This window comes from Aeribacillus sp. FSL M8-0254 (assembly GCF_038008845.1).
GTDB classification, from domain to species: domain Bacteria; phylum Bacillota; class Bacilli; order Bacillales; family Aeribacillaceae; genus Aeribacillus; species Aeribacillus composti.
The window spans coordinates 1221871-1247484 of the sequence record NZ_JBBOZY010000001.1 but is presented as its reverse complement, the minus strand read 5'-3'; the positions used below and the strand labels follow the sequence as shown (position 1 = coordinate 1247484).

At 40.3% G+C, this 25614-nt stretch carries 23 protein-coding genes and 1 pseudogene; 9 read left to right on the top strand and 15 right to left on the bottom strand.

Going from position 1 to position 25614, the window contains the following annotated elements; genetic code table 11:
• Window positions 1-8 precede the first annotated feature (8 nt).
• From htpG to NSQ44_RS06035, 8 genes are all read right to left on the bottom strand, one after another.
• Window positions 9-1883, bottom strand: coding sequence for a molecular chaperone HtpG (gene htpG, locus NSQ44_RS06070; protein ID WP_340855845.1), 1875 nt, complete (start codon window positions 1881-1883; stop codon window positions 9-11).
• Window positions 1884-2186: 303 nt separating this feature from the next.
• The gene (locus NSQ44_RS06065; RefSeq protein WP_130156759.1) at window positions 2187-2657 is read right to left on the bottom strand and encodes a DUF1641 domain-containing protein; all 471 of its coding nucleotides are present in this window, start codon (window positions 2655-2657) and stop codon (window positions 2187-2189) included.
• A complete protein-coding gene (gene fdhF, locus NSQ44_RS06060) occupies window positions 2650-5595 on the bottom strand; it encodes a formate dehydrogenase subunit alpha (RefSeq protein WP_094245451.1) in 2946 nt (981 codons plus the stop codon). The genes NSQ44_RS06065 and fdhF overlap by 8 nt, the downstream gene beginning before the upstream one ends.
• 12 nt (window positions 5596-5607) lie before the next feature.
• On the bottom strand, window positions 5608-6396 hold the full coding sequence (gene fdhD, locus NSQ44_RS06055; RefSeq protein WP_340855841.1) for a formate dehydrogenase accessory sulfurtransferase FdhD: 789 nt from the start codon (window positions 6394-6396) through the stop codon (window positions 5608-5610).
• Window positions 6397-6798: 402 nt separating this feature from the next.
• Window positions 6799-7587: an ABC transporter permease gene (locus NSQ44_RS06050; RefSeq protein ID WP_063386393.1), complete on the bottom strand. Its 789-nt coding sequence runs from the start codon at window positions 7585-7587 to the stop codon at window positions 6799-6801.
• Between the two features lies 1 nt (window position 7588).
• A complete protein-coding gene (locus NSQ44_RS06045; protein ID WP_340855838.1) occupies window positions 7589-8365 on the bottom strand; it encodes an ABC transporter permease in 777 nt (258 codons plus the stop codon).
• The gene (locus NSQ44_RS06040; protein WP_311067090.1) at window positions 8355-9335 is read right to left on the bottom strand and encodes an ABC transporter ATP-binding protein; all 981 of its coding nucleotides are present in this window, start codon (window positions 9333-9335) and stop codon (window positions 8355-8357) included. Before NSQ44_RS06040 ends, NSQ44_RS06045 begins: the two co-directional genes overlap by 11 nt.
• Window positions 9336-9392: 57 nt before the next feature.
• The gene (locus tag NSQ44_RS06035) at window positions 9393-9689 is read right to left on the bottom strand and encodes a DUF3219 family protein (protein ID WP_340855834.1); all 297 of its coding nucleotides are present in this window, start codon (window positions 9687-9689) and stop codon (window positions 9393-9395) included.
• 145 nt (window positions 9690-9834) lie between these two features.
• Here NSQ44_RS06035 and NSQ44_RS06030 point away from each other — a divergent pair, with 145 nt between their 5' ends.
• The 4 genes from NSQ44_RS06030 to cydS all read left to right on the top strand — a co-directional run bounded on the left by NSQ44_RS06030 (window position 9835) and on the right by cydS (window position 12873).
• A complete protein-coding gene (locus NSQ44_RS06030) occupies window positions 9835-10026 on the top strand; it encodes a hypothetical protein (protein WP_339199383.1) in 192 nt (63 codons plus the stop codon).
• A 402-nt stretch (window positions 10027-10428) separates the two neighbouring features.
• Window positions 10429-11736 (top strand): cytochrome ubiquinol oxidase subunit I, encoded by a 1308-nt coding sequence (locus NSQ44_RS06025; RefSeq protein ID WP_445659523.1) that lies wholly within the window; start codon window positions 10429-10431, stop codon window positions 11734-11736.
• A complete protein-coding gene (locus tag NSQ44_RS06020) occupies window positions 11733-12752 on the top strand; it encodes a cytochrome d ubiquinol oxidase subunit II (protein ID WP_063386398.1) in 1020 nt (339 codons plus the stop codon). Before NSQ44_RS06025 ends, NSQ44_RS06020 begins: the two co-directional genes overlap by 4 nt.
• A gap of 13 nt (window positions 12753-12765) precedes the next feature.
• The gene (gene cydS, locus NSQ44_RS18980; protein WP_445659492.1) at window positions 12766-12873 is read left to right on the top strand and encodes a cytochrome bd oxidase small subunit CydS; all 108 of its coding nucleotides are present in this window, start codon (window positions 12766-12768) and stop codon (window positions 12871-12873) included.
• 63 nt (window positions 12874-12936) lie between these two features.
• Here the strand turns inward: cydS and cydC are convergent, their stop codons facing one another.
• Window positions 12937-14658 (bottom strand): thiol reductant ABC exporter subunit CydC, encoded by a 1722-nt coding sequence (gene cydC, locus NSQ44_RS06015; protein ID WP_340855829.1) that lies wholly within the window; start codon window positions 14656-14658, stop codon window positions 12937-12939.
• Window positions 14655-16388 carry a thiol reductant ABC exporter subunit CydD gene (cydD, locus tag NSQ44_RS06010; RefSeq protein ID WP_340855826.1) on the bottom strand — a complete coding sequence of 578 codons (1734 nt, stop codon included), beginning with the start codon at window positions 16386-16388 and terminating at the stop codon, window positions 14655-14657. Before cydD ends, cydC begins: the two co-directional genes overlap by 4 nt.
• Before the next feature lie 349 nt (window positions 16389-16737).
• On the opposite strand from cydD, the gene NSQ44_RS06005 reads away from it, so the two are divergent.
• The gene (locus NSQ44_RS06005) at window positions 16738-17172 is read left to right on the top strand and encodes a hypothetical protein (RefSeq protein ID WP_117017355.1); all 435 of its coding nucleotides are present in this window, start codon (window positions 16738-16740) and stop codon (window positions 17170-17172) included.
• A complete protein-coding gene (locus NSQ44_RS06000; RefSeq protein WP_063386402.1) occupies window positions 17160-17453 on the top strand; it encodes a YxcD family protein in 294 nt (97 codons plus the stop codon). Before NSQ44_RS06005 ends, NSQ44_RS06000 begins: the two co-directional genes overlap by 13 nt.
• 132 nt (window positions 17454-17585) lie before the next feature.
• Here the strand turns inward: NSQ44_RS06000 and NSQ44_RS05995 are convergent, their stop codons facing one another.
• The 3 genes from NSQ44_RS05995 to NSQ44_RS05985 all read right to left on the bottom strand — a co-directional run bounded on the left by NSQ44_RS05995 (window position 17586) and on the right by NSQ44_RS05985 (window position 21062).
• On the bottom strand, window positions 17586-18350 hold the full coding sequence (locus NSQ44_RS05995; protein WP_340855822.1) for a hypothetical protein: 765 nt from the start codon (window positions 18348-18350) through the stop codon (window positions 17586-17588).
• Window positions 18351-18582: 232 nt separating this feature from the next.
• Window positions 18583-20157, bottom strand: a complete 1575-nt coding sequence (locus tag NSQ44_RS05990) for a type I restriction-modification system subunit M (protein WP_063386404.1) — start codon at window positions 20155-20157, stop codon at window positions 18583-18585.
• Window positions 20158-20654: 497 nt separating this feature from the next.
• The gene (locus tag NSQ44_RS05985; RefSeq protein ID WP_340855811.1) at window positions 20655-21062 is read right to left on the bottom strand and encodes a hypothetical protein; all 408 of its coding nucleotides are present in this window, start codon (window positions 21060-21062) and stop codon (window positions 20655-20657) included.
• A 677-nt stretch (window positions 21063-21739) separates the two neighbouring features.
• Here NSQ44_RS05985 and NSQ44_RS05980 point away from each other — a divergent pair.
• Both NSQ44_RS05980 and NSQ44_RS05975 read left to right on the top strand, forming a co-directional pair.
• Window positions 21740-21856, top strand: a pseudogene (locus tag NSQ44_RS05980) (ATP-binding cassette domain-containing protein); the annotation flags it as partial.
• 276 nt (window positions 21857-22132) lie between these two features.
• Complete coding sequence (locus tag NSQ44_RS05975) at window positions 22133-23272, top strand: IS110 family transposase (RefSeq protein ID WP_340855805.1); 1140 nt, start codon at window positions 22133-22135, stop codon at window positions 23270-23272.
• Between the two features lie 210 nt (window positions 23273-23482).
• Here the strand turns inward: NSQ44_RS05975 and NSQ44_RS05970 are convergent, their stop codons facing one another.
• On the bottom strand, window positions 23483-23677 hold the full coding sequence (locus tag NSQ44_RS05970) for a hypothetical protein (protein WP_063386410.1): 195 nt from the start codon (window positions 23675-23677) through the stop codon (window positions 23483-23485).
• Between the two features lie 578 nt (window positions 23678-24255).
• On the opposite strand from NSQ44_RS05970, the gene NSQ44_RS05965 reads away from it, so the two are divergent.
• Window positions 24256-25299 carry an LLM class flavin-dependent oxidoreductase gene (locus tag NSQ44_RS05965; protein ID WP_144597521.1) on the top strand — a complete coding sequence of 348 codons (1044 nt, stop codon included), beginning with the start codon at window positions 24256-24258 and terminating at the stop codon, window positions 25297-25299.
• Between the two features lie 66 nt (window positions 25300-25365).
• On the opposite strand, the gene NSQ44_RS05960 is transcribed toward NSQ44_RS05965, so the two are convergent.
• On the bottom strand, window positions 25366-25581 hold the full coding sequence (locus NSQ44_RS05960; protein WP_340858162.1) for a VOC family protein: 216 nt from the start codon (window positions 25579-25581) through the stop codon (window positions 25366-25368).
• Between the last annotated feature and the right edge of the window lie 33 nt (window positions 25582-25614).

The following is a 25614-nucleotide window of genomic DNA, read 5'->3' as shown; positions in this document are numbered from 1 at the left end:
CTGGATTTTTAAGAAACCATAATTTTACAAATGTCATTCGTAAACTCAACAGGATCTTGGACTGGCAGGCCTTCAATTAGCAAAGCCTGATTATATAAAATGTTTGTGAACAGCTTCAGCTTCTCTTGATCGTTTTCATACGCTGCTTTTAGCGTTTGAAAGACTTCGTGATCTGTATTAATTTCAAGCACTTTCTCCGCTTTAATGTTTTGGCTGTTCGGCATAGCATTTAATACTTTTTCCATTTCAATAGTGATTTCGCCGTCTGTTGATAAACAAACAGGATGTGTTTTTAACCGTTTTGATGCTCGCACATCCTTTACTTTATCACCTAAAATGCTTTTCATTTGTTCGAACAGCTCTTTATGTTCTTTTTCAGTTTCTTTTTTGTTTTCTTCTTCGCTAATTCCTAAGTCGCCGCTGGAGACTGATTTAAATTCTTTCTCTTTATATGTCATTAACATTTTGATCGCAAATTCATCGATATCCTCTGTCAAATACAAAATTTCATAGCCTTTATCTGCAACCAGCTCGGTTTGCGGTAGCTTTTCAATTCGTTCATACGAATCGCCCGTTGCATAATAAATATATTTTTGCTCCTCAGGCATTCTTGATACATATTCTTGTAAGGTGACAAGTTTTTTCTCCTTTGAAGAGTAGAACATAAGCAAGTCTTGCAATGTTTCTTTATTTGCGCCGAAATCGCTGTAAACGCCATACTTTAATTGTCTGCCAAATGCTTCATAAAACTTTTCATATTTTTCTCTTTCATTTTTTAATAGGTTTTCTAGTTCGCGTTTAATTTTGTTTTGAATGTTTTTCGCAATGATTTTCAATTGCTTGTCATGCTGGAGCATCTCTCTTGAAATATTTAACGATAGGTCCTCAGAATCAACCATTCCTTTAACGAAGCTGAAGTAGTCAGGCAGTAAATCCGGGCACTTGTTCATAATTAACACGCCGTTGGAATACAGTTCAAGCCCTTTTTCATATTCTGCTGTATAGTAATTAAATGGCGTTTTTTCCGGAATATATAAAATCGCCTGATAGCGAACCGTCCCATCTACGCTAATATGAATATGTTTTAACGGTTTATCAAAGCCATAATGCTTTTCGGCATAAAAGTTTTCATAATCTTCATCTGTCAGTTCACTTTTATTTTTCCGCCAAATCGGAACCATGCTGTTGATTGTTTGTTCTTCAACAACCTCTTCAAATACGTTCTCGTTCTCATTTTTCGGTTTTTGTACTTTGACATCCATTTTGATCGGATAGCGGATGAAGTCGGAATATTTTTTAATGATTTGTTTTAACCGATATTCATCAAGAAATTCGTCATAGTTGTCATCTTCAGTATTCTCTTTGATTTTTAGTATGATCTCCGTTCCGACCTCTTCCTTCTCATATGGTTCGATTGTAAAACCATCAGCGCCTTTTGATTCCCATTTATATGCTTGATCGCTGCCCAGCGCTTTACTGATGACAGTGACAACATCCGCAACCATAAAGGCGGCATAAAAGCCAACGCCGAACTGTCCAATAATGTCATAGCCGTCTTTTAATTCGTTTTCTTTTTTAAAGGCGAGCGACCCGCTCTTAGCAATCGTACCAAGATTTTCTTCCAATTCCTCTTTTGTCATGCCTATGCCTGTATCAACGATTGTGAGCGTTCGCTTTTCTTTATCTGGAATAACTTTTATGTAGTATTGATCCTTTTGAAAGGTTAACGAATCATCAGTCAGTGCTTTGTAATAAATTTTATCGATCGCATCGCTTGCATTTGAAATTAACTCCCTCAAAAAAACTTCCTTTTTTGTATAAATGGAGTTGATCATCATTTCTAATAACCTTTTCGACTCGGCTTGAAACTCTTTTTTTTCCATGACCGCCTCTCCTTTCTAAAAAGCGTATGTGCAAAATTAAGATAAAAATTAGCACTCTAATCAATCGAGTGCTAATCATCATTTTTTTAATAACAAATATTTAATTTTATGTCAACTCCGAATGATTGACCGCTTTGCACTTTTCTTGAGTTTTTCTTTACGAACGATAGGCAACAGTCGTTTTCGAATGAGAAGGGCTTTGTCTTTCCACATAATGGTTACAAATTTCTTTACCAATCAGGATGTTTTTTGCACAAAAGCATTCCCTCGCAATTTTCAAGCTTCACTTTTATTGCCAATCCTTTAAGATTTCCCCATTCCTCTTAAAAAATGAAGAAGCATAGTAATCGATCGGTTGATGTCAGGATCTTTTAAAGCCGATAGCAATTGGAAAATAGAAGTTGTTTCTTCTTTATTGACGCTTGCCGCAGCTTCTTGTATTCCAGCATTCATTCTTGTCGTCATTACCTGCAGCTTTTCGAGATCGATTGTTCCCAGCAGCATCAACAGATTGACGATATTTTTTAAAACATCAATGTTCGGTTTTCTGCTGACTTCCTTAACCACGTTTTCTAGTACTTGATCTTTCCGCGCTAAAAGGGCATTGGCGATTTCCAGAACACCTGCATCGTGAAGCTTCCGTAAACATGCTATGCCTTCTAAAACTGCCTCTTTATTGTCTGCTAACGCTTGCTCGATTTCTAATAAATTTTGCTTTCTTTTTTCTTCTTGTGACACTTCGATTTTTTTGATGGTTGTAATTGGTTTAGCCATGTATTTTCACCTTGCTTCCGGGAAACGTGTAGTCGCTGCGCTCCCATTTCTTCTCTACTTTGACCCCAATTTGCGGATTTCTTTTTCCGTTTCGATGGTTGTTTGGACGAATTGGGGAGTCTCCTTTTTCCTTCAATACGACCATTTTGACGGCAATTTCTTTATATGCCGGTGTGTTCGTATCGCGGTCAGCATGATTGCCTGTTAAACGATTAATAGCCAATTCGCCCGTATCATTCAATGGGATAAAGATTTCATGCTTTTGCACGCGATCCGTTATGTGAACAGGGCCTTTTACAGAGCCGTATTTAGAAATAAGCTTGACAATGGCTCCTTCTTGAATACGGCGTTCTTCAGCCAATTCTTTCGAAATTTCTATAAAAGCGTTCGGGGTTTTCCGGCTGATTCCTTGTGATTTATACGTCATGTTCCCTTCATGGAAATGCTCTAGCAAGCGCCCGTTGTTCACGTGAAGATCATACTCTTCATCTACATCATATAAATAATCGACTTGAAGCGGATAAAGCTGTGCCTTTCCATCGGCAAACGGGAATTGATCTTCATAAAGAAGCGGCGAGTCGGTTCCATCTTTCTCAACAGGCCATTGCAAGCTTGAAAATCCTTCTAAACGGTCATAGGAAACACCGGCAAAAAGCGGTGCGAGCGACGCCGCTTCTTCCATAATTTCTCCAGGGTGCTGATAATCCCAATTGAAGCCCAGCGCTTTCGCCAGCATACAATAAATTTGCCAATCAGGCTTCGAATCTCCAAGAGGCGGCAATGCTTCATACAATCGCTGAATCCGGCGTTCTGTATTGGTAAAAGTTCCTTCTTTTTCTAAGCTTGGACTGGCCGGCAGCACAACATCTGCATATTGGGCCGTTTTTGTTAAAAATAAGTCCTGCACAACGAAAAATTCCAGCTTTTCAAAAGCGGCGCCGACTTGATTGATATTGGCATCGACAATCCCCATATCTTCGCCAGTCACATATAATGCCTTCAAAGCGCCTTCATGAATCGCTTTAACCATTTGATGATTGTCTTTTCCCGGATTTTTAGGCAATGTCACGCCCCAAGCTTTTTCATAACGGCTGCGGACTTTTTCATCCGCTACCTTTTCATATCCCGGGAAAAAGTTCGGCATGCTTCCAAAGTCGCTGCACCCTTGAACATTGTTATGGCCGCGCAGCGGATAGGCTCCAGTGCCCGGTTTGCCGTAATTGCCTGTCACTAATAACAAATTGGAAATGGCAGTACTCGTATCACTTCCACGCTGCTGTTGAGTGACTCCCATCGCCCAGCAAATGACCATTGTTTTAGATTGATGAATCGTTTCAGCAACCTTGATCAGCGTGTCCTTGGAAATTCCCGTCACTTCTTCCGCATATTCCAACGTAAACGGCTCTAAGCTACTTTTATATTGTTCAAAGCCGTTCACTCGTTCTTTGATAAACTCTTCATCATGCCAATTTTGGTCAATGATGTATTTCGTTACAGCTGACAGCCAAACAAGATCCGTTCCCGGCTTTGGCCTGATAAACATATCGGCCCGCTCCGCCATTTCATGCTTTCTTAAGTCAAACACGAGCAGCTTTTGTCCATAAAGTTTTTGCGCTCGTTTGATTTTTGATGCCAAAACCGGATGCGATTCCCCTGTATTGGCGCCAATAATGATGACAAGATCAGAGGAAGCTATGTCAGAAAAAGATCCTGAATCACCGCCATAGCCGACAGTGCGAAATAGTCCGACCGTTGCTGGAGATTGACAATATCTTGAGCAATTATCAACATTATTCGTTCCTATCACTTGACGGGCAAATTTTTGCAGCAAATACGATTCTTCATTCGTTGCTTTGGAAGAAGCTATAAATCCTAAAGCATCAGGGCCATGTGCATCTTTTATTTCTTTAAACCGTTTTGCAACATATCGAATCGCCTCATCCCATTCAACTTCTTTAAAATGGTCGCCTTCCCGGATCAGCGGTTTTGTCAGCCGTTCTTCACTATTGACATAATCCCAGCCGAACTTTCCTTTTACACAAGTGGAAATTCCGTTTGCCGGCGATTCCGGTGTTGGTTCAACTTTTAAAACTTTTCTGTCTTTTGTCCATATATAAAATGAACAGCCAACTCCGCAGTATGTGCAAACTGTTTTCGTTTTCTTGATCCTTTCCTTGCGCAGCTCAGCTTCTGTATCTGAGATGGCCATTAGCGAACCGTATCCTGTTTCCACTTCCTTCGTCAAATTAATCATCGATCGTAATGTACCAGGTTCTACATTTGTTAAAAAGCCGGCTTCCCCTAACATTGATTTTTCCATTAAGGCATTGCACGGACATACAGTTACACATTGGCCGCAATTTACGCAGCTGGACTGATCAATCGGCACATCGTTGTCCCAGATCACACGAGGCTGCTCTCTGCTCCAATCAATCGTCAATGTTTCATTTACTTGAACATCTTGGCACACCTCTACACAGCGTCCGCATAATATGCATTGATTTGGGTCATATCGATAAAATGATCCTGAATAATCCACTTCATACGGTTTTGGTTGGAACGGAATGCTTTGATGTTCAATGCCTAAAGCTTTAACCGTATTATGAATTGTACAATCTCCATTGTTTTTATCGCAAACTGTGCAATATAATTCATGATTTTTTAAAATTTGATCCATCGCTAATTTTTGAGATTCTTTTACTTTAGAAGTCTCTGTTTCAACAACGAGTCCTTCTTGGACTTTGTAGCTGCAGGCTCGTACAAGCTCCCCGTTCACTTCCACCATACAAGTATCACATGTTTGAATTGCGCCCAAGCTTTCATGATAACAAACGTGCGGTACATCCATTTCATGTTCGAGCAAAGCCTGCAGAAGATATTGATTTTCCCTTGCGGTTATTTCTCCCCCGTTGACCGTAATCGTTACATTTCCCACGATACGTTCCCCCTGTTATTTTGTTATTCTGTTGCTATGTGTATAAATGTTCATTTTATTTTCCCGTATAAACCCAACAGTCGTAATGTTTAAATCTTCTGCCAATTGAAGTGCCAAATTTGTTGGAGCCGATTTTGATAGAAGTATACCGCATCCAATTTTCGAAACCTTCAGCACTACCTCTGAGGAAATCCGCCCGCTGAAAGCGATGATTTTATCATTTAAAGAAATGCTTTCGTTTAGACAGAAGCCATATAATTTATCTAAAGCATTATGTCGTCCAATGTCAGAAAATGTCTTAATCAATCCCTCTTTTGAACATAATGCCGCATGATGAATGCCTCCAGTACGCTTAAAAGCCGATGAAGCTTCATGTAACATTTCCATTAACTGAAAGCATTGTGCGGCAGAAATCGTCATGCTGCTCAAAATCGTTTTCGCTGTTTTCACATCATTATAAAAATAAAACTGTCGGCTTTTTCCGCAGCAGGAGCCGATAAAGCGTTTGGAAACAAACTCTTTCTTATCCCCTATCGGCTGATGCAAATGAACATAGGCAAACCCCTTATCCTCATCAATTTGAAGCGCTTTCACATCTGCTTTTATGCGGATCATCCCTTCTGAAGCTAAAAAGCCTAAAACAAGCTCCTCTACATGGGACGGCGAGCATACTAATGTGGCGAATTCCTCATTGTTCACAAAAATTGTTAACGGATACTCTATCGCAATTTCATCTATCACCACTTTCTTGTTTTGATGATCAATTTTGATTATTTCTCTTTTACAAATAATTTCTTTTTCCATAATGGGAACCTTCCTTTTTAATCACACCTCTAAAATAAAATATTCGACAGAAGCAGAAAAAATCCTTTTCTTCTTTTTTCTCTATTTGTCCATACAAGGAAACTGTTTCACTGGAAAAACCTAAGCTGGGTCAGGCTGGGAAAAATGAGGGGAGAAATATATATCTTTCAAGCGACATCGACTGATTTTGGCAGACTGCTTGTTCGAAAAAATCATCCAGTGATCATTGTCTTTTATCGTGCCAAACAGCTGGGGAAGAGCAACTGAAAAACTGTAACCCCTCTGCTTTTTCATCTATCCATCTAATAAGCTATTCGGTCATTCCTTAACCAAAATCTACCGTTTGCATTTATTAGCAAATTTTTCACATTCTCTGCTGCCATTTTTCAATGCACGGAATATTTAACTGCTTGCACTTGTGTACGATCGGAGCGCATACCGCCAGAACCGGCGCGATATCCATAAGAACAGCCCGGCAAGTACAACGGATAGGATTGTTGTCATCCCGTTCCATTTTCCAAGCAAAGACAACGCCGGCGTGCTTGTAATAAAGGCAGCTGGCAAAATGTATGTGAGCACGATGCGAAGCCAGCCTCTATACATTCCGATTGGAAACCGTGTTGTTTCAAAAAATGAATTAAAAACAAACGATAGATCATCGATACGAATAACCCAAAAGGAGGTGGTCATCAGCATCATCCACAGCGCGTAAATCAGGACAAGCGAAGATCCGATACTAATGAAAAACATCACTGCATCCATTATTGTCGGCATATAATGTTTTTGTATTAACGCATAGATGATCAAGCCGATGCCAAGAAGCACATCAATTAAGCGCCAAAACACTAAATGGCGGAAGCTGACATAAAACATGCTGTCGACCGGCTTTGTCAATACATAATCAAACGTCCCCATGCGAATATGCTGCAGCAGACGGGACATGTTGGGCCGCAGGGCAAAATCAATCAATCCTTGCAGCGTATTGAATATACCAAGAAGCAGCAGAACATCCGCATATTTCCAACCGCCGAGGTTATCTGTTTGATAAAAAAATACTTGAATTGTCAAAATAGCCATCCCAATGCCAAACAAACTCGACAGGAAATTCCCTAAAAATTCGCTGCGATATTCGAGCTCCTCCACTAAACAAGTCCGAAAAAATTCACAAAAAATGCGCCAATGTCTTTTCACATTATCCCCCCACAGCTTGGTTTTTCCTTAGACCAGCCTTCCAAAGCAACAATACTGCAAGCATAAAAAACATGCTCCAAACTGCAGCCCATCCAAATCCGTACACAATATCCATCCCTTGGACGCTTCCGGTCAAAATTTCGATTGGAAACCCGACCATATATCGAAAAGGCAAATAAAAGCTGATCGTTTTCAAAAACGGCGGCAGGAGCGACATCGGGGCAATGCGGCCCGACAAAAAGAGAGACACCGCTTCAAACATGCCATACAAAGCCGTCACTTTTGTCACCCAAAAACCTAACAGACCAAATGTGTAGCTGAATAAAAAACGAATGACCGCTGCCAATAAAAGCGCACAAAAGAATAACAGCCACTGCGCCGCACCTATTTGATCCAGCCGCAGCGCCGGAATAAAGACCGCCAAGAGGCCCCATGCCGGAATTAAAATGACGAAAAATAACGCTTTATACACAATATTTTCAGCAATGGCCCAATGTATCGGGTGAAACGGACGGACAATTTGATAAGAAAAGGTTCCCTCCCTTATTTCCCGCTCCAATTCCCAAACGTCCCAAGCGCTTGTCATGCGTTCAACAAAAATCAATGCCGCAAAGTAAAAAATAAACGCATTCTCCTGATCAGGATCAATATTCATCCAGACCATCATCGTGATCAGCGGCTGAACCATGGCTCCTGTCATCCACACGATCGTCGCCAGCCGGTAGGCAAACATCTCCACATATTTCATGCGAAGGAGAACAGAGTATTTACGAAACATGTGCATCCTCCTGAAACGCGAGCGTTATCACTTCTTCCATCGGCGGATCTTCTATATTTAAATCGCGAACATCAAACTGCTGCAAAAATCGGGAGGATACCTCGTGAATGCGTTCCCTTGGCACACGAAGCGTTACTTTACCCTCTTTTGCATCGACTAATTCGCCGTATGCATCCCATGAAATATCGGGAATGGACGAAAGCTGAACCTCTAGCAATTTATACGGCGTCAATTTTTCCGTCAACATGTCCAATTCACCATCATACAACAGCTTCCCATGATTAATAATGAGCACCCGATCGCACAGCGCTGTCACATCGCCCATGTAATGCGATGTCAACAATACTGTCGTTCGGTGCTCGCGGTTATATTGTCCTATAAAGCGGCGGACTTTTTCCTGCGTATGGACATCCAAGCCGATCGTCGGTTCATCCAAAAATAAAACCTTCGGCCGATGCAAAAGCGCGGCTGCTAATTCGCATTTCATCCGCTGTCCGAGAGACAAACTCCGCGTTGGTTTCGTCAAGAGCTCTTCTAACTCCAATAGTTCGACAAGCTCATCCAACGTTTGCCGAAACGCACGGTCTTCTATTTCGTATATCGCTTTATTGACGAGAAACGTTTCCATCGGCGGAATATCCCATATGAGCTGGCTTTTCTGTCCCATGACTAAACTCATGATCTTCTTAAATTCCGCTTTTTGTTCAAACGGTACATATCCGGCAACTTGAATGCTGCCGGAGCTTGGATAAAGCAAACCGGCCAGCATTTTAATTGTCGTTGTTTTCCCCGCTCCGTTCGGCCCTAAAAATGCGACAATTTCTCCCGAAGGAATGGTAAATGAAATGTCTCGCACCGCTTCCACAGTACGAATTTCCCTCTTAAACAAACTGCGTACAGCACCCGTCCACCCTGCTTGCCGAACGTGAACTCGAAATTGCTTGTACAAATGCTCTACATGAATTGACATAGTGCCTCCCTCTGTTTCTTCGAACACCATGGGATTACGCCATTGAAACAATCATTGTTAAATCGACTCAATTAATTCTAATCGAAAATCACCAACCTGATTTTTTTTGTACAAATTCGTCACAGAAGTGGAATAATTTTGTATCGTCCCCCTAAAGTTCAGGTCTCTTTCAGGAACTGACACATCAAACGTTTGCTGATACAGCAGCGTCGTAATATCATGATATTCATCGCTTCTCACCTTAAAAGCAAAACGAATTTTATGTAATGGCTCACCGTTTGGTTGATGAACCACTTCCTCTTCATACTCCTCTACTTGTATCTCTACACCATTCAATATTACTTTCTTCACCATACGATCCATCCCTCCTTGGCAGCTGTTTATAAAAAATCATAGCACGAACGCTTCCTGCCCACAAACTAGCATGCTTATGAATATACAGCATAAATTCGAAGCTGTTTTGACTCTATTTACCCAGATGAACAGCAGCTAAAAACCCGTGCGATTTAGAACGGACTATGTAACATTTTTGATTTTATATAGTCAAGATGAATGCAGCCGTTTTTTATTTGCCAAAAAATATACATTTAGAGGCGGCAGCAACAATCCGTTCGATTACGGATTCAAACGTTCTGCCAATTTCGCAGCCAAACATAAACAGAATCTGATTGGCTGCTTTCAGGCTTTTTAAGCAAGGGAAAACATGGATTTTTTTCACAGGACTTAACCCAATATTTTCTTAACCCGGCAGATAATCCGATATGATTTGAAAATCATGTATATTCTTTAAATATTTGTACAAACATTATGTTGAGCAATGCTGATTTTTTCAGATTTTGTAGATGGTACAGGCTGCTTAAAATGCTATAATATGGTATAAACTAAGCAAAATAGCCAATGTTCACATATTGTTCATTCTCTCTATATACATTTGTCAAAGAGAATTGACAAAAAGCACATTTTTATAAAGTAAAATGAAATTATATTGTATTGGTTCATCCTGATCATATACTCATGACCGGTTTCAAAGATTTATCCCATTCAAAAGGAGGAAATAAAATTGTTATTTGAAGACCCCGTATTCAGCAGTCGAATGCTGACTATCCTTACACTTTCTTTTCACGCTATTTACGCAACCATTGGGGTAGGCGTTCCGTTGATGATCATGATTGCCCAGTGGGTTGGGATCAAAAAAAATGACGAACATTATCTTTTAATGGCTAGACGTTGGGCGCGGGGGTATGTCATCACCGTAGCTGTCGGCGTTGTAACAGGAACTGCGATTGGACTCCAGCTGTCATTGCTCTGGCCGAATTTTATGGAACTTGCCGGAAATGTGATCGCATTGCCACTTTTTATGGAAGTATTTGCTTTTTTCTTTGAAGCAATCTTTCTCGGAATTTATATGTACACTTGGGAACGATTTAAAAATCAGCGGAAGCACCTGCTCTTTCTGATTCCTGTCTCCCTTGGCGCCACCTTTTCTGCCTTTTTTATTACCATCGTCAACTCTTTTATGAATGCGCCACAAGGGTTTGACATTGTAAATGGTGAACTCATCAATGTCAATCCGCTGGGTGCGATTTTTAATCCGGCCATGCCGACAAAAGTCGCACACGTAGTCGCAACCGCCTTTATGACAGCCGCCTTTACGCTGGCATCTATTGCAGCATTCCAATTATTAAAAGGCTCCAACCATGTTTATCATAAAAAAGCCTTGTTTTTAACTATGAAAATAGGACTGATTTTCTCCATTGCAACAGCTGTTATCGGAGATTTTTCCGGCAAATATTTAGCTGAGTACCAGCCAGAGAAATTGGCGGCAGCGGAATGGCATTTTGAAACAGAAGGAAATGCTCCTCTAGTCATGTTTGGTATTTTAGATGACGAACAAAACATTAAATATGCACTTAAATTCCCATATTTGCTCAGTATTTTGGCGCATGGAGATCCAAATGCAGAAGTTATCGGACTAGACCAATTTTCAAATTTTGAATCTCCTCCGCTTTATATTCATTATTTTTTTGATATTATGGTATCCATTGGCGTTTTCATGATTTTATTAGCACTTATCTATTGGATTGGAGTGAAGCGCGGATGGGCTTTCATCAACCAAAAATGGTTCCGCATGCTCATTGTGCTCGGAGGGCCTCTATCTTTTATCGCGATTGAGGCTGGCTGGTGGTTGACTGAATTTGGCCGCCAGCCTTGGATCCTTCGCGGAATTATGACAACGGGTGAAGCAGCAACTTCAAGCGGCCATGTAGGTCTTATGCTCATTCTTTTTGCCATTTTGTATTTGATTTTAGGAATCGGCACGATTGTGATTCTTCGCCGGTTGTTTAAAAATAATCCGGTGGAAAGAGAGCTTGAAAATCGATTAGGCGGTGAGCAGTCATGAGCTTGGAGATTATTGGGATATCCGTCCTTTGGATCTTTTTGTTCGGCTATGTGATCGTTGGATCCATTGATTACGGCGCTGGATTCTTTAATGCTTACAGCATTTTGAGTGGCAAGCAGCATATATTGTCCAAAATTATTCAACGCTACCTGTCTCCCGTTTGGGAGGTAACCAATGTATTTTTCGTTTTCTTCTTTGTTGGGATTGTCGGTTTTTTCCCAAAAACCGCATTTTATTATGGGACAACTCTCCTTGTTCCGGGAAGCATTGCGATTATTTTGCTTGCCATTCGCGGGTCTTATTACGCATTTGAAACGTATTCATCAAAAGGACATAAAGGGTATGCCTTTATGTATGGATTGTCTGGGTTATTGATCCCTGCATCATTATCTGTCGTCTTAGCCATTTCTGAAGGCGGGTTTGTCTCGATGGTGGATGAGCATCCAGTTTTAAACTACGTAGCATTATTTAAAAGCCCATTATCTTGGAGCATCGTCGTTTTAAGTATTACGGCCGTCCTTTATATTTCAGCTGTTTTTCTTACATGGTACGCGAATCAAACTGGTGATACAGACGCAACGAATTTAATGAGAAAATATGCTCTTTTCTGGGCATTTCCTTTAATCATAACAGCTTGCGGCATCATTTATGAACTGAGCTATCACAACCAAGAGCATTTTGAACGCATCCTTAATTTATGGTGGATGTTCGCTTTATCGTTTCTTTTATATGTCGGGACTGTCTGGCTCATTTGGAAAAGAAAAAATTATGGATTGGCATTCGGATTGTTAGTAGGTCAATTTCTGTTAGCTTTCTTTGGATATGGAATCTCCCATTATCCGTACTTGCTTTATCCATATTTGTCCATTTATGACAGTTTTACAAACGAAGCTATGGCCATTTCCCTGATCATCGTTTTTATTTTAGGATTAGCCCTTTTGCTCCCTTCCCTTTATTTACTAATAAAACTGTTTCTGTTCGATAAAGATTATGTGAAAGGGCAAAACGCAAAATAAGGAGTGTGGAACGATGAAGACTTTTTTAATTACGTTTGCCCCCTTTCTCGTGCTATTCGCTGCTGCAGCTTTATCATTTTGGACAGCAGTGAAAGATGACCTCATATCCAAAAGAGGATAAAAATTGAAGCAAGCTTAGAAATCAATCGAAAAAAGCCGACAGTTTGCTCCATGTCGGCTTTTTTTAATTTGCTGTAAAGACACTTTGTTCAATTTGCTTCATTTGATAAAAGTATCCTTTTTTGTTCATCAATTCTTTGTAGGTTCCCGCTTCTACAACAGCTCCTTCGTCCATAACGATAATTTGATCCATGTTTTCCAGTCCGGCCAGACGATGACTGACAAGGATGACGGTATCATTTTTAGCAGCTTCAAACAGATGATGATAAATAGACTGTTCCGTTAAAGCATCCAAAAATGATGTCGGTTCATCAAGTATCCATAGCGGAGCTTTTTTCAACAATACCCTAGCGATCGCCAGTCTTTGCTTTTCCCCGCCTGATAAATTTCCTCCTCTTTCTAACAACGGATCGGCCAAAGAAAGATAGTCAAGCTTCACCTTTTTCAGCACATCTTCCAAGTCTTCGTCATCCACTACATCTTTAGCAATCATTAGGTTATCGCGAACGGTACCGTAGAAAAAGTGGTTGTCCTGCAAAATAACGTTCGCATTTTTCCAAAGGCTTTCTTCATCTAATTGATCGACCGGGATGCCGTTGATCCGAATCACCCCTTGATAGTTTTTATAAATTTTTAATAAAAGGGCCAGCAAGGTCGATTTGCCCGAACCACTAGGTCCGACAATGGCTGTTTTCGATCCTGCCGGAAATGTAATTGAAACATTTTTTAAAATTTCACCAAATAAATGAAAGGTGACATTCTCCATGACAATTGATGGAGCTTGTTGACCGGGAAGCTCCTTCATTTCTTTCTCATCAGACGTTTTTACAGAAGAGTCTTGATGCGTGGCGTCTGATAGTCTTGCAGCAGCTTGACGGCTGTCCTCTAAATAACTTGGAAAAGCAGCCATCGGTGCCGCATGTTCAAAAACAGTTAATGAAATCATTACAAGCATGGCAAGAAAAATACCATCTAATTGACCGCCTGCAACGAAATAGACGCCAAGCAAAAGAATAATCCAAGAGACAATTAAAGATACAAACGTATTGACAGATTGACTGAAGAGGTTATGGATTGCTTCACGTTCCTGTTCTTTCAAATAAGCATCGGAGCGTTGGGTAAGCTTCTCTTGTTTATGCTCAAGCTGTTGATAAATTTTTAAATCGCGAAACCCATAAAAAAACTCCGTAACTTCTGTCGATAAATTCCCGCGGCTTTGCCGAACATGACGCTCTACTTTTTTTAGTCTGAAAGCAAAGTAAGCCGGAATTAGGACAGTGGTGAAAATCAAACCGATACATAACACCAAGGCAATATAAAAGGAAAAGAACGAAGTGAAAAAAATGGTCCATAAAAATATGAGAGTGGATACGATCGGCGGATAAAAAACACGCAAAAAGAAGTTTTGCAGCGTTTCCACATCGCCGACAATTCTGGAGAGGAGATCTCCGCTCCGATATTTAAGAAAAATCGCGGGCACCAATGGCTCCAGCTTTTCAAAAAAAGAAACTCGCAACCGGCTTAATATATTGAATGTGGCGCGATGAGAAAAATAACGCTCCCCGTAACGGCTGCCGGCACTGATAAACCCTAACAGTTTTATACACGCTATGAAAACAGTCAGCGTGTAAATCGGCGGTGCAAGAGCTGCTTTAGAAATCAAATAGCCGCTTGAAGCAAACAAACTCACTGTCGCGATTCCTGTTATAAATCCGAAGAGAATGGACAAAAAAAGATCTTTCTTTTCTGTTAATGTCAGCTTTGTAATAAATAGCAAATCTTTCATTTTGCCATGCCTCCTTGTTGGAGCGTTGTCATTTTCCTGTACGCTTCAACTGATTTCAGCAATTCTTTATGTGTTCCGGATGCGATGAGTTCTCCATTTTCCAAAAAAAGAATTTTATCCGCATTTATAATGGTATGAAGCCGATGAGCGACGGTAATGACGGTGGAAGATTGAGCTAATTCCTTTATGGAATCCTGCAAAATTTGTTCTGTTTGAAGATCCAGTCCGGTCGTCGGCTCATCAAACAATATAATGGATGGTTTTTTCAAAAACGCTCGTGCCAGTGCAATTCGTTGTTTTTCCCCTCCGGAAATTCCCCTTCCTCCTTCTCCAATAGGTGTATCAAAACCATTTTCAAGTGATTGGACAAGCTTTAAAATCCCTGCCTTTTCGGCTGCTTGTTCGATTTCCTCTCTCGTTGCATCGAGTTTTCCTCCCAATGCGATATTTTCCGCAATCGTTCCAGAAAAAAGATACGGATTTTGCGAAATATAGCTGATTTCATCGAACCAGCTCTTTTCGTTCAAAGCAGACCGCCGAATTCCGTTCATATAAATTTCCCCTTCAGTAAGCGGAACAAGACCTGCAATCACATGTAATAAAGTCGATTTCCCAGCGCCGCTCTTTCCGACAATTGCCACTTGCTCAAACGGACGGATTTCAGCATTTATATTTTTTAAGGCAAACCTATCTCCCTCGTAACGAAATCCCGCTCCTTCTATACGAATGGTCGGCGGTCCTTCACCTTTTGGCAAAACTGCCTTCCCCCATTTTACTGGCTTTCCGATTGCGTTTAGCTCCTCTTCAATCTTTCTTGCCGCCCCCATACTTCCCCTGCCTGCATGAAAGGCGCTTCCTAAATCTTTCAGTGCATTATAAAACTCAGGAGCTAGAATCAGCATGAAAAACGCGGTAAAAAAAGAAATGTTTTGAAAAATAATTAAGCGAATCGCCACATCAAGAGCAATCAATCCCATACTAAGCATGGAAATGAACTCCAGCATAAAAGAAGAGGTAAAAGCAATTTTCAATACTTCCATCGTCGCATCACGAAAGCCATAGCTGCTTTTTCTGATCGCTTCTTTCTGCTGTTTCGCACGGTTGAACAGCTTAAGGGTTGTCAGCCCTTGCAAAGTGTCAAGAAAATGTCCCGATAAAGCGGTCATTTTCTCCATTTGCTCCTCCGATTTCTTTTTCGTTTTGTAGCCAATGATGATCATGAATATCGGTATAAATGGCGCTGTGATCACCATGATTAATCCAGTAAATGGATGGCTAGCAAACACAACGAAAAGAATGAGAAGAGGTATGATCGACGTTTGAACTGCCTTTGGAATATAAATGCTAAAGTAGCTGTCGATTTCATCTACCGCATCCAGCAATACACTTGCTTTTTGTCCTGTTTTCCCTTGCAGCGATACTTGCAGCGGGTTGCTTGAAAATTTATTTAATAAAGATTGGCGAAGATCTTTTTTCACTTTGGACGCTATTTTAATTCCTGTTAAACCGCTGAAATAATGGGATGCAGTTCTGGCCAACAGAACAATGAACAAACCTAAAAGCAACTGAAAAACATCAGCAAAAGACTGTTTCTGTAAAAAAATGCGATCGACAATCGCCGCAAAAAAATAAGCTTGTCCAATAATGGCAGCACCAGAGATGAAAGCAAGCACGATTAGCAACATCAATTTTGTTTTCTGCTTAAAAGCCAATTTTTTTAGCTGAACCATCCTTTCATGCCTCCCAAAAAAACACGTCCATAGATACGTTTGATGAAACTTGAAGAAACTCTTTTAACATGGCAGCCCAAACGTTTTACAGTTCGCAAATACTTTCAAACAAGTATACATGATAAAATATATTCAAGTAAAACAACGGCCTCACCATTTTTTTAAAGTCTTCTATTCTTAGTTTACAGCATTGTAATAGTTGAATAACATGCTTAGATGAAAGAAAAATTTTTATTCGTTTATATAGAAAAGATATCAAATCGTGAAACTAATTTGATTTTCTATCGTATATAACATTGAAACTGAGTTCACAAAAATACAAATACTTTCATATAGGGGGAAGTCGAAATTGAAAAAATTATTAGCAGCTTTGTTTACTTTCGCGCTTATTTTTTCACCTGTTGGAAATGTTGTTTTTCAAGATCATCCAACGATAGTAGAGGCGAAGTCATACAAATCAGGGAAAAAAAGCTTCAATTTGAATAAAAATACTACAACGAACAGTTCGAATTTCCAAGATAAAAAGGCAAACACTCCAAAAAATCAATCTGCCGCCTCCAAAGGCACATTCTCATCAGGAGGATTTTTCAAAGGCCTTATGTTAGGAGGGCTTGCCGGATTATTATTTGGCGGACTGCTAGCAAACATGGGTATATTCGGTTCAATTTTAGGTTTATTCATTAATTTGCTGGCAATCGTTATTCTCATCTCGATCATTCGCAAAATTTTCGTCCTGATCAAACATAAAAAAGAAAAAGAGGCTGCAAATCCATGGAAAAGCTGATCATTCCGGAGCAAGATATTATTAACGCCATCTGCGTGTACATTTCCCGAAAAAAACAAATAAAGCCGGAAGAAGTTGTAGTGGAGCTGATGTATGACGACGATTACGGCTTTTCTGCCGAAGCGTATGTAAACGACCGAAAGCAAGTACTTATTACCGCAAACATCATCGAAGCTCTGCGTCTTTGGCTCGATGAATTTTTAAACGAAGACCCGTACGCTGGGATTGAACTTGTGTTGGATGATGAAGAAGGAATTATTGCCATCGTCAAAGGAAGATAAACGAACAATCCTTAAAAATAATCAGCACAAATTCGGCTGACTATGGATTGCGCTGGAACATTATGAAAATGTTTCGGCGCTTTTTCATGTTTCCAATTAAAATCCACTCTGAATCAAAAAAAAAACTCTATTTTATTGATTTTTTAAAATGCGATGAATCTCTTTAATCTCTACCCCGTATTCAACTGAACGTGCTGACAATTCCTCAATCACACGCTGCTGACGTGCTACAAATTGTTCTAAATTCTCATAAGTTTTATGGATTCCTGTAATTTTTCGTTCGATATTTTCCATTTTTACTTCTAATCGGGATTGTCCTTCTTTTAGTTCTTTCAGCTCTTCCTTCATATATTTTTGCTCAACTGCTAAACGAGACTGACCTTCCTTTAGCTCTTTCAGCTCTTCCTTCATACCTTTTTGCTCAACTGCTAAACGAGACTGACCTTCCTTTAGCTCTTTCAGCTCCTTCTTCATATCTTTTTGCTCAACTGCTAAACGAAACTGACCTTCCTTTAGCTCTTTCAGCTCTTCCTTCATACCTTTTTGCTCAACTGCTAAACGAGACTGACCTTCCTTTAGCCCTTTCAGCTCTTCCTTCATACCTTTTTGCTCAACTGCTAAACGAGACTGACCTTCCTTTAGCCCTTTCAGCTCTTCCTTCATACCTTTTTGCTCAACTGCTAAACGAGACTGACCTTCCTTTAGCTCTTTCAGCTCTTCCTTCATACCTTTTTGCTCAACTGTTAAACGAGATTGTCCTTCTTTTAGTTCTTTCATCCCTACTTTTAGCTCTTTCAACTCTTCTTTTACACCTTGTTGTTCGGCTGCTAAACGGGATTGTCCTTCTTTCATTTCTTTTAGCTCTGATAATATTAATTTTAACGCTTCTTCCATCATATGAAACCTCCATCATGATTCATTTATAATATCCTCTAAACGTTTCTACATAAAATAATAGAACAAATGTTTGGTTTTGTGAAGAAAAAGTTTCGTTTTAACTTCTTCTTTTATAATGATTATAATACACTTTTCTCTGACAGAAAGGTCTTAATACCACCTTTTTTCCTCGATTAATCTTTATTAGGAAATTTTCGAAAGCACCGATAAAAAAATTTCACATTTTCTCAGATCATTCATTTTTTTCCCTTTTGAATACTAAGTTTGACTTTTCCCCATTCCGATACATCAGCTCCTCCAGGTTTTGTTTGATTTTTTCTTGTAGTTTGTTCGATTCTTCAAATTGTTCGAGCAACCGTTTCGTTAGTTCGGCTATTTTTTGCTCAAAAGGAATGTCTTCTTCTTCTTCTGCCTCTGTTCCGACGTACATGCTTGGTGTCAGTTTGTAGTCGTTTTGTTGTACTTCTTCAAGTTTTGCAATTTTACAGAAACCTTCAATATTTTCGCAGCTTTTTGCATGTTCATATTTAAATGCTCGATAAACTGATGCGATTTTATCAATTTCTTCTTTAGACAATGCTTTTTGCTTGCGGCTGACGGGCTTTCCCATTTTTCGGGCATCGATAAACAAAATTTTGTTTCTTCGAGCACGGTAACCGTTTTTTCCATCGCGGTTTTTGCTTAAAAAGAACAAACAGCACGGTATGCCTGTTGTGAAAAACAGTTTTTCCGGCAATTGGACAACGCAATCGATGTACCCTTCATCCACCAATATTTTCCGCACTTCCTTTTCTTCCTTAACATTCGTTGTCATTGCGCCATTTGCCATCACAAACCCTGCTGATCCTGCATCATTTAAATGGTATAAGAAATGCTGCATCCACATATAGTTTGCATTGCTGTTTGTAACAGGCCCGATCAAGCGTGGATCGCTTTTCGATATTCTGTCCGCCCCCCAATCTTTTTGATTAAACGGCGGGTTGGCAATCACATAATCAGCTTTTAATTCAGGAAATTGATCGTTCAACAGCGAATCTCCCAGCCGTATTTCCGCATTGATGCCATGAAGCAATACGTTCATTTTTCCAAGACGTACTGTCGTGACGACATTTTCCTGTCCGTAAAATAAAAGAGACTTTTTATTCGGCGCATACCTCCCGCTTTGAATAAACATTCCACCGCTTCCACACGCTGGATCAAACACGATACCTCTTTTTGGTTCAAGCATCTCCACCAGCAATTCCACAATACAGGATGGGGTAAAAAACTCGCCGCCTCTGTTCCCTTCTGACGAAGCAAATGAACTAATAAAATACTCATAAGTACGACCGAGTATATCTATGCTGTCTTCCGAGCTGCCACTAAACACATCACGTGAAAAAATTTCAATTAATCCAGCAACATTTTCTACCGGCAAGTTCAAGCCTTGATAAATTTGCGGCAGCACCCCTGTCAATTCTGGGTTTTCTTCCTCGATTCGCTTCATCGCATTATCGAGAATTTCTTTAATATTCGGCTGTTTAGCATTTTTCATTATATAGTGCCAGCTTGCTTCCTTCGGGACGACAAACACATTTTTATCTCTATATTGATGAGAATCTGAAACGAAACCTTGCTGCATTTCTTCATTTTCCGCAAAAATTTGCTCCAACTCATTGCAGCTCTGTTCATATTTATTCGAAAGATAGCGCAAAAAAATAAGCGGCAGTACATAATGTTTATAGTCAGCTGGAGCCACGCTTCCGCGCATTTTATTAGCTGCTTCAAATAATTCTTTTTGGAAATCAATCTCTGCTTTAACCGCCATGGTTTTCCCCCTCTAAATCTTGCTGTCGATTCATTGTATTTTAAAAATATTTTAGCATAATCTGTCTTCCTCTTTTTCAAAACAAAAGAGCGGCCGCATGCTTTGGCCGCAATAAGAAACAAAATAAATTTTCGAATTTCCACAATATGAACTGTCGATTGATATCCTCTTCCTGCAAACTTTTGGGCATTTATGTTCTTCATCAATTCTGAATTTGGTTGAAAAAATAATACCCTTTCTACATATGCTGCTTTAATCAAGAAAAACGTGCCAGTGCTTTTTGCTGAAGGCATAAAAAAATTTCATTGACAAAATTTTTAAACTTTCACTGCATCCATACAGCAGCTTTCTTTTCCAATCTTCTCGATCATTTACGCGCTCACCATTTTATAACTAGATCGTAACCCGGGCTGAAAGAAAGATGCTTTACAGTCCTACAATTTTTTGCATTTTCACATTTTTTTAAGAAACGCACCGTCCCTATCATCTTAATAGTTTCAGAAATAATTGGATGCTAAAATAAATTCCAAACGATAAAAAAATAGGTTACCTGTCATGTTTCCCTTTAAAAAATGAAGGAAAAGTAAAATCTCCTTTATTATTTTCCATACATGAGGATGTAACAAATTGACCCTTGAAGAACCGTCACGGTTCAGCTTTTTATACTTGTTTGTTGTCTCCAATAATTTACGTAAAGCATATTCAAACTCTTCGTGCGATAATTGCTTAGTAGCCAATAAATAGTAAAGAACGTCAAATGCAATGGGTATCGTATCAACTTGAATATTTACATCAACATTTACATCTGAATTCCCGCTCGAATCAATGGAAGATTTATTTGATTGAGGGATTTGGGTAGAAGCATTCCGTAACCAAGAGAACTCTCCTTTATCTAAATGTTCCATAACATTCTCACCCTATATTATAGGCGGGACAAAAAAGACATCTCACCCACATTTAATTATGCTCAATTAATCTCTTTGCTCTTGGTTTTGATCTTGATCAGATTCTGCTTTCGACCGAACTTTTGCATCAGAATCGGAATCAACATGAATAGTTTTGGGGAATAGTAGGTGTAGGGTTGGAGTTGCTCTTCGTTGATGTCGATTACTTCTCTTGATGAGCGAAAGCGCAGTAGCTGAGAGTAAGCGTACAAAAAGGGAGCGCTGAAAATAGTGTGCTTTAAGCAATGTCGAGAAAAACTTGACACATACATAAAAAACTGCCCTCAAAAATTCTAAAGAGGGCAGTTGAATATTCAATACATCCGCTAAAACCTTCTTAAAAGAATCACAACCATTCTTTATAGGGCATATCCAAATAGAATGAAATGTCTTCCCTCATTCAGGAACAGTTAAACTAGTTGGACATTATTTTGTAAAACCAATTGAGAAGGTTAATGAAAAGCATGTAGCTGCTCTTTGAAAAGAAATAAGAAGGGCTCTTCGATGCTTTAACTTATTTCCAATGGCGACGAAATGGCTGGTACAGATAAAGCCCTCAACAATTCCTAGGAAGCCGCTCGTAAAACTGCGGAGAATTATTTTAAAGAAAGTTGATTTTAGCTGAAAAAATGAACTATTACCCAAGTCAACTTTCCGGAGGACAACAACAGCGCGTGGCAATTGCACAAGAGCTTGCTATGGAACCAAAAGCGATGTTATATGATGAATCGACATCTGCCTTTGATCCCGAATTACATCTTGCAATCTGCGGATAAAAAACAATCATGAATTTTCATTCACAACCCTGGCATGAAAATGGATATTTCTTTCCCATAATGTAGATAACACAAACAGTTAACAATACGTAGGCTTTTATGGTGGATGATACCCTGAATAAAAAACTGTTTGAGTGGATTTGGTGAACAACCCATTGTTAGCTCATTCATTTGGAATGATGACTACGTACAGAAAAATGCTTATATTTCAAATTCACTCGCTGTTTGTGAATCTACTTTATGGGAGGGATTATATTGGATGTACTGATGACACGTTGTGCAGGATTAGATGTACATGCTGAAACAATTGTTGCTTGTGTCATGATTGGCGAACAGGACGATGAATTATTCATTGAAACAGAAACTTTCCCCACTTTAACAAAGGATCTCTTTCGTTTACTAAAGTGGTTGGAAAACCATGGCATTACGCACATTGCGATGGAAAGTACTGGGATTTATTGGAAACCTGTTTATAACATTTTGGAGGATTACTTTGATATTACATTAGCGAATGCTCAAAGAATCAAGAATGTCCCTGGAAGAAAAACAGATGTTTCGGATGCAGAGTGGATTGCGAAGTTATTGCGTTATGGACTGATTGAAAAAAGTTTTGTTCCACCAGAAGATATACGAAACCTTCGTGATTTAACTCGGCTTCGTAAAAAATGGATCGGCCATTTGACTTCAGAAAAAAATAGGATTCTGAAAGTATTAGAATGCTCAAATGTTAAACTAAATTCAGTTATTTCAGATGTGTTTGGTGTTTCTGGAAGAAAACTTCTATCCAAATTAATTCAAAATGGATATGTTGATTCCATTGATGTAGAAAATAGTATTCACGGAAGAATGAAGCACAAAAAACAAATGATTACAGACTCTTTATTCGGTACTTTAAACGATCATCAAATCTTTCTAATCAAACAATCTTGGCAACACATCGTTTATTTAGAATCATTAATCAGCCAAATCGAGGAAAGAATAGATGAAATTCTGAAGAATTATAAAGAAGAAGTGGAGTTATTACTAACGATTCCGGGTATTAAAAAGGATTCCGCAGCAATTATTATTGCAGAGATTGGGGTGAACATGGAACAATTTCCTACCTCTCAACACTTAGCGTCTTGGGCCGGAGTTGCTCCAGGAAATCATGAAAGTGCAGGAAAACGAAAGTCAACTAAAACGACTAAAGGGAATCCTCATATCAAAACTGTACTGTGCGAAGTAGCATGGGCAATCTCTAAAAGTAGGAATCGTTGGTTAGCTGCTAAATATTGGTCGATTGCTGCAAGAAGAGGAAAGAAAAAAGCACTCGTTGCCATATCGCATCGAATGCTTCGAATCATTTACTCTATGCTAATTAATAAGGAGCCTTATAAAGAACCTTTAATTAATTAGTATAACCAAAGAAGAATAAGTTTAAACAAAGTTACCTTCCATTAGGTAGCTCTGCTTTCTTATTGTCTTTTTTAGGTTATTTATATATTACCCTCAATAGATTGAAGCTATTCATGGGCTAAGTGGAATTAAATTATTTTCACAGAAAAAAGCCGCCTTAAAGTCATTCTAAAATGACCGTTTAAGACAGCTCGTCGAAAAAATTTTCGTTTACCAATAGTACGGATAACCGCCATAAAATCCTCCGTAATACGGCGGATAAAACGGATATGGCCGCGGTCCTACCAGTGCACTACCTAAAAAGCCGCCGAGCAAGCCGCCAAAAAACGGTGCACCGAAGAAAAAGGGGTTCCGCCCTCCGAAGAAAAAGGGTCTCCTTCCGAAAAATTGACGTTCCGGGTACATTTTCCATACCTCCCGTTGTAACAATTTACATCTCAATATTTTTTATGCATTCGCCACGGCTTTTGTATGGGCATATGTTGGATATCCGGCAAACGTCAAGATTTATTTTAAATAGATGGAAGAAAGAATCCCTCCGCTCTCAGCATTCTAAAGAAGCCTCTATGAAGATACGTCATGATTTTTGGGTTCCACAAAATGCCCGTTTCCGGGAGAAAAATGCTTTTGGATAATAGACAGGCGTTATTCCCAGTCTGGAAGCGAACAACGGATATGAAAAGCACCGTGCGGTTTTCCCGCTCCGCTAATGAATCAAAAACGTTGGGACAGCGACAAAACACACCAGCATTCCCTCTCCATAAGCGAATTAGGGAAAAATCTTGGGGCATCTCGTCTTCCCTGTCAGCTAAATTTTTCTTACGATAAAATTGTCCGAAACGAACTTCCCATCCATAGCAAAACACCCTTGAGGAAAGGCGGTTGCTGCCTTAAGCCCTTTTTATTGCCTGGCGTCGAATAAATAGGGTAAGATAAATCTAACATCGGTATGAACGAACAGTAATCAAAGGAGGGGCCAACGGATGGAAATCGGCATTTACACATTTGGAGAACGGACGGTTGATCCGGAAACCGGTCAATTGATCAGCCCGGGGGAACGGCTGCAAAACTTGATGGAGGAAATTGAACTAGCCGATCAAGTCGGACTGGATGTGTTCGGCATTGGTGAACATCATCGTCCCGACTACACCGTATCGGCTCCAGCGGTAGTGCTTGCCGCTGCCGGGACCCGCACCAAACGCATTCGGTTGACCAGTGCAGTAAACGTCTTAAGCTCTGACGATCCGGTGAGGGTGTTTCAACAATTTGCCACCTTGGACCTGCTCACTCAAGGCCGCGCTGAAATCATGGTCGGCCGCGGTTCGTTTATCGAATCCTTTCCCCTTTTTGGCTACGACCTGAAAGATTATGACGAGCTTTTTGAAGAAAAGCTTGATCTGCTGCTCAAACTGCGGGAATCCGAACGGGTCACATGGGCGGGAAAGCATCGTCCGTCGCTGGACAATCTAGGGATCTATCCGCGGCCCCTGCAAAATCCGCTTCCGGTTTGGATAGCCGTTGGAGGAACCCCGGAGTCGGCCGTCCGTGCAGGCATGCTCGGTCTTCCGATGGCACTGGGCATCATCGGTGGTCTGCCCGAACGGTTCGCGCCCTTTGCTCAATTACACCGGGAGGCAGCGCAAAAGGCGGGGCACGAAACGCCGCACCTCAGTATCAATTCACATGGTTTTCTCGCCGATTCGTCGCAGGAAGCAGCTGACATTGCATTTCCAGCGTTTAAAACGATGATGGATCGGCTGGGACGGGAACGCGGTTGGCCGCCATTGACCCGGGAGCAGTTCGAGTTCTCTCTTTCCTTACGGGGCGCCAATTTTGTCGGCAGCCCTGAGCAGGTGATCGAAAAAATCTTGTTCCAGCATGAAATTTTCGGCCACGATCGATTCCTTCTGCAATTGACCGTCGGCACGCTGCCGCACAAAAAAGTGTTGCGTGCCATCGAACTGCTGGGTACTAAAGTGGCACCGGCCGTCAAGCGGGAAATTGCCCGCACAAATCGGAAACCGTAACCGGTATCCGCTAAAAGAAGCTAGCAGCAACGAAAAGGTTTCGGCTGGGCAACAACGGGTGCTGAATCAATTTAATCGATGGACCTTTTCATACTTGTTTCCGCAAGGATCCTGAAAATAAACCGCATAATAAGTCGGGCTGATCGGGAACTGCCAGGGACCGCTGTCGATGGTGCCCCCATATCGAACAACAAGCTCTGCAATCCGGTCCACCTCCTCCCGGTCATGCGCCCAAAACCCGATCAAATTCTCGTTTGGCTTATGATTGGGATCTTCCGTGATAGTGAAATTTTGAGGATAATCACTCTATTAAAT

What these genes read in the sequence shown, in the direction of transcription:
- htpG (WP_340855845.1), bottom strand. Translation starts at nt 1,883, where the DNA reads ATGGAAAAAAAAGAGTTTCAAGCCGAGTCGAAAAGGTTATTAGAAATG.
- NSQ44_RS06065 (WP_130156759.1), bottom strand. Translation starts at nt 2,657, where the DNA reads ATGGCTAAACCAATTACAACCATCAAAAAAATCGAAGTGTCACAAGAA.
- fdhD (WP_340855841.1), bottom strand. Translation starts at nt 6,396, where the DNA reads ATGGAAAAAGAAATTATTTGTAAAAGAGAAATAATCAAAATTGATCAT.
- NSQ44_RS06045 (WP_340855838.1), bottom strand. Translation starts at nt 8,365, where the DNA reads ATGTTTCGTAAATACTCTGTTCTCCTTCGCATGAAATATGTGGAGATG.
- NSQ44_RS06040 (WP_311067090.1), bottom strand. Translation starts at nt 9,335, where the DNA reads ATGTCAATTCATGTAGAGCATTTGTACAAGCAATTTCGAGTTCACGTT.
- NSQ44_RS06035 (WP_340855834.1), bottom strand. Translation starts at nt 9,689, where the DNA reads ATGGTGAAGAAAGTAATATTGAATGGTGTAGAGATACAAGTAGAGGAG.
- NSQ44_RS06025 (WP_445659523.1), top strand. Translation starts at nt 10,429, where the DNA reads ATGCTGACTATCCTTACACTTTCTTTTCACGCTATTTACGCAACCATT.
- NSQ44_RS06020 (WP_063386398.1), top strand. Translation starts at nt 11,733, where the DNA reads ATGAGCTTGGAGATTATTGGGATATCCGTCCTTTGGATCTTTTTGTTC.
- cydS (WP_445659492.1), top strand. Translation starts at nt 12,766, where the DNA reads ATGAAGACTTTTTTAATTACGTTTGCCCCCTTTCTCGTGCTATTCGCT.
- cydC (WP_340855829.1), bottom strand. Translation starts at nt 14,658, where the DNA reads ATGAAAGATTTGCTATTTATTACAAAGCTGACATTAACAGAAAAGAAA.
- cydD (WP_340855826.1), bottom strand. Translation starts at nt 16,388, where the DNA reads ATGGTTCAGCTAAAAAAATTGGCTTTTAAGCAGAAAACAAAATTGATG.
- NSQ44_RS06000 (WP_063386402.1), top strand. Translation starts at nt 17,160, where the DNA reads ATGGAAAAGCTGATCATTCCGGAGCAAGATATTATTAACGCCATCTGC.
- NSQ44_RS05995 (WP_340855822.1), bottom strand. Translation starts at nt 18,350, where the DNA reads ATGATGGAAGAAGCGTTAAAATTAATATTATCAGAGCTAAAAGAAATG.
- NSQ44_RS05990 (WP_063386404.1), bottom strand. Translation starts at nt 20,157, where the DNA reads ATGGCGGTTAAAGCAGAGATTGATTTCCAAAAAGAATTATTTGAAGCA.
- NSQ44_RS05985 (WP_340855811.1), bottom strand. Translation starts at nt 21,062, where the DNA reads ATGGAACATTTAGATAAAGGAGAGTTCTCTTGGTTACGGAATGCTTCT.
- NSQ44_RS05970 (WP_063386410.1), bottom strand. Translation starts at nt 23,677, where the DNA reads ATGTACCCGGAACGTCAATTTTTCGGAAGGAGACCCTTTTTCTTCGGA.
- NSQ44_RS05965 (WP_144597521.1), top strand. Translation starts at nt 24,256, where the DNA reads ATGGAAATCGGCATTTACACATTTGGAGAACGGACGGTTGATCCGGAA.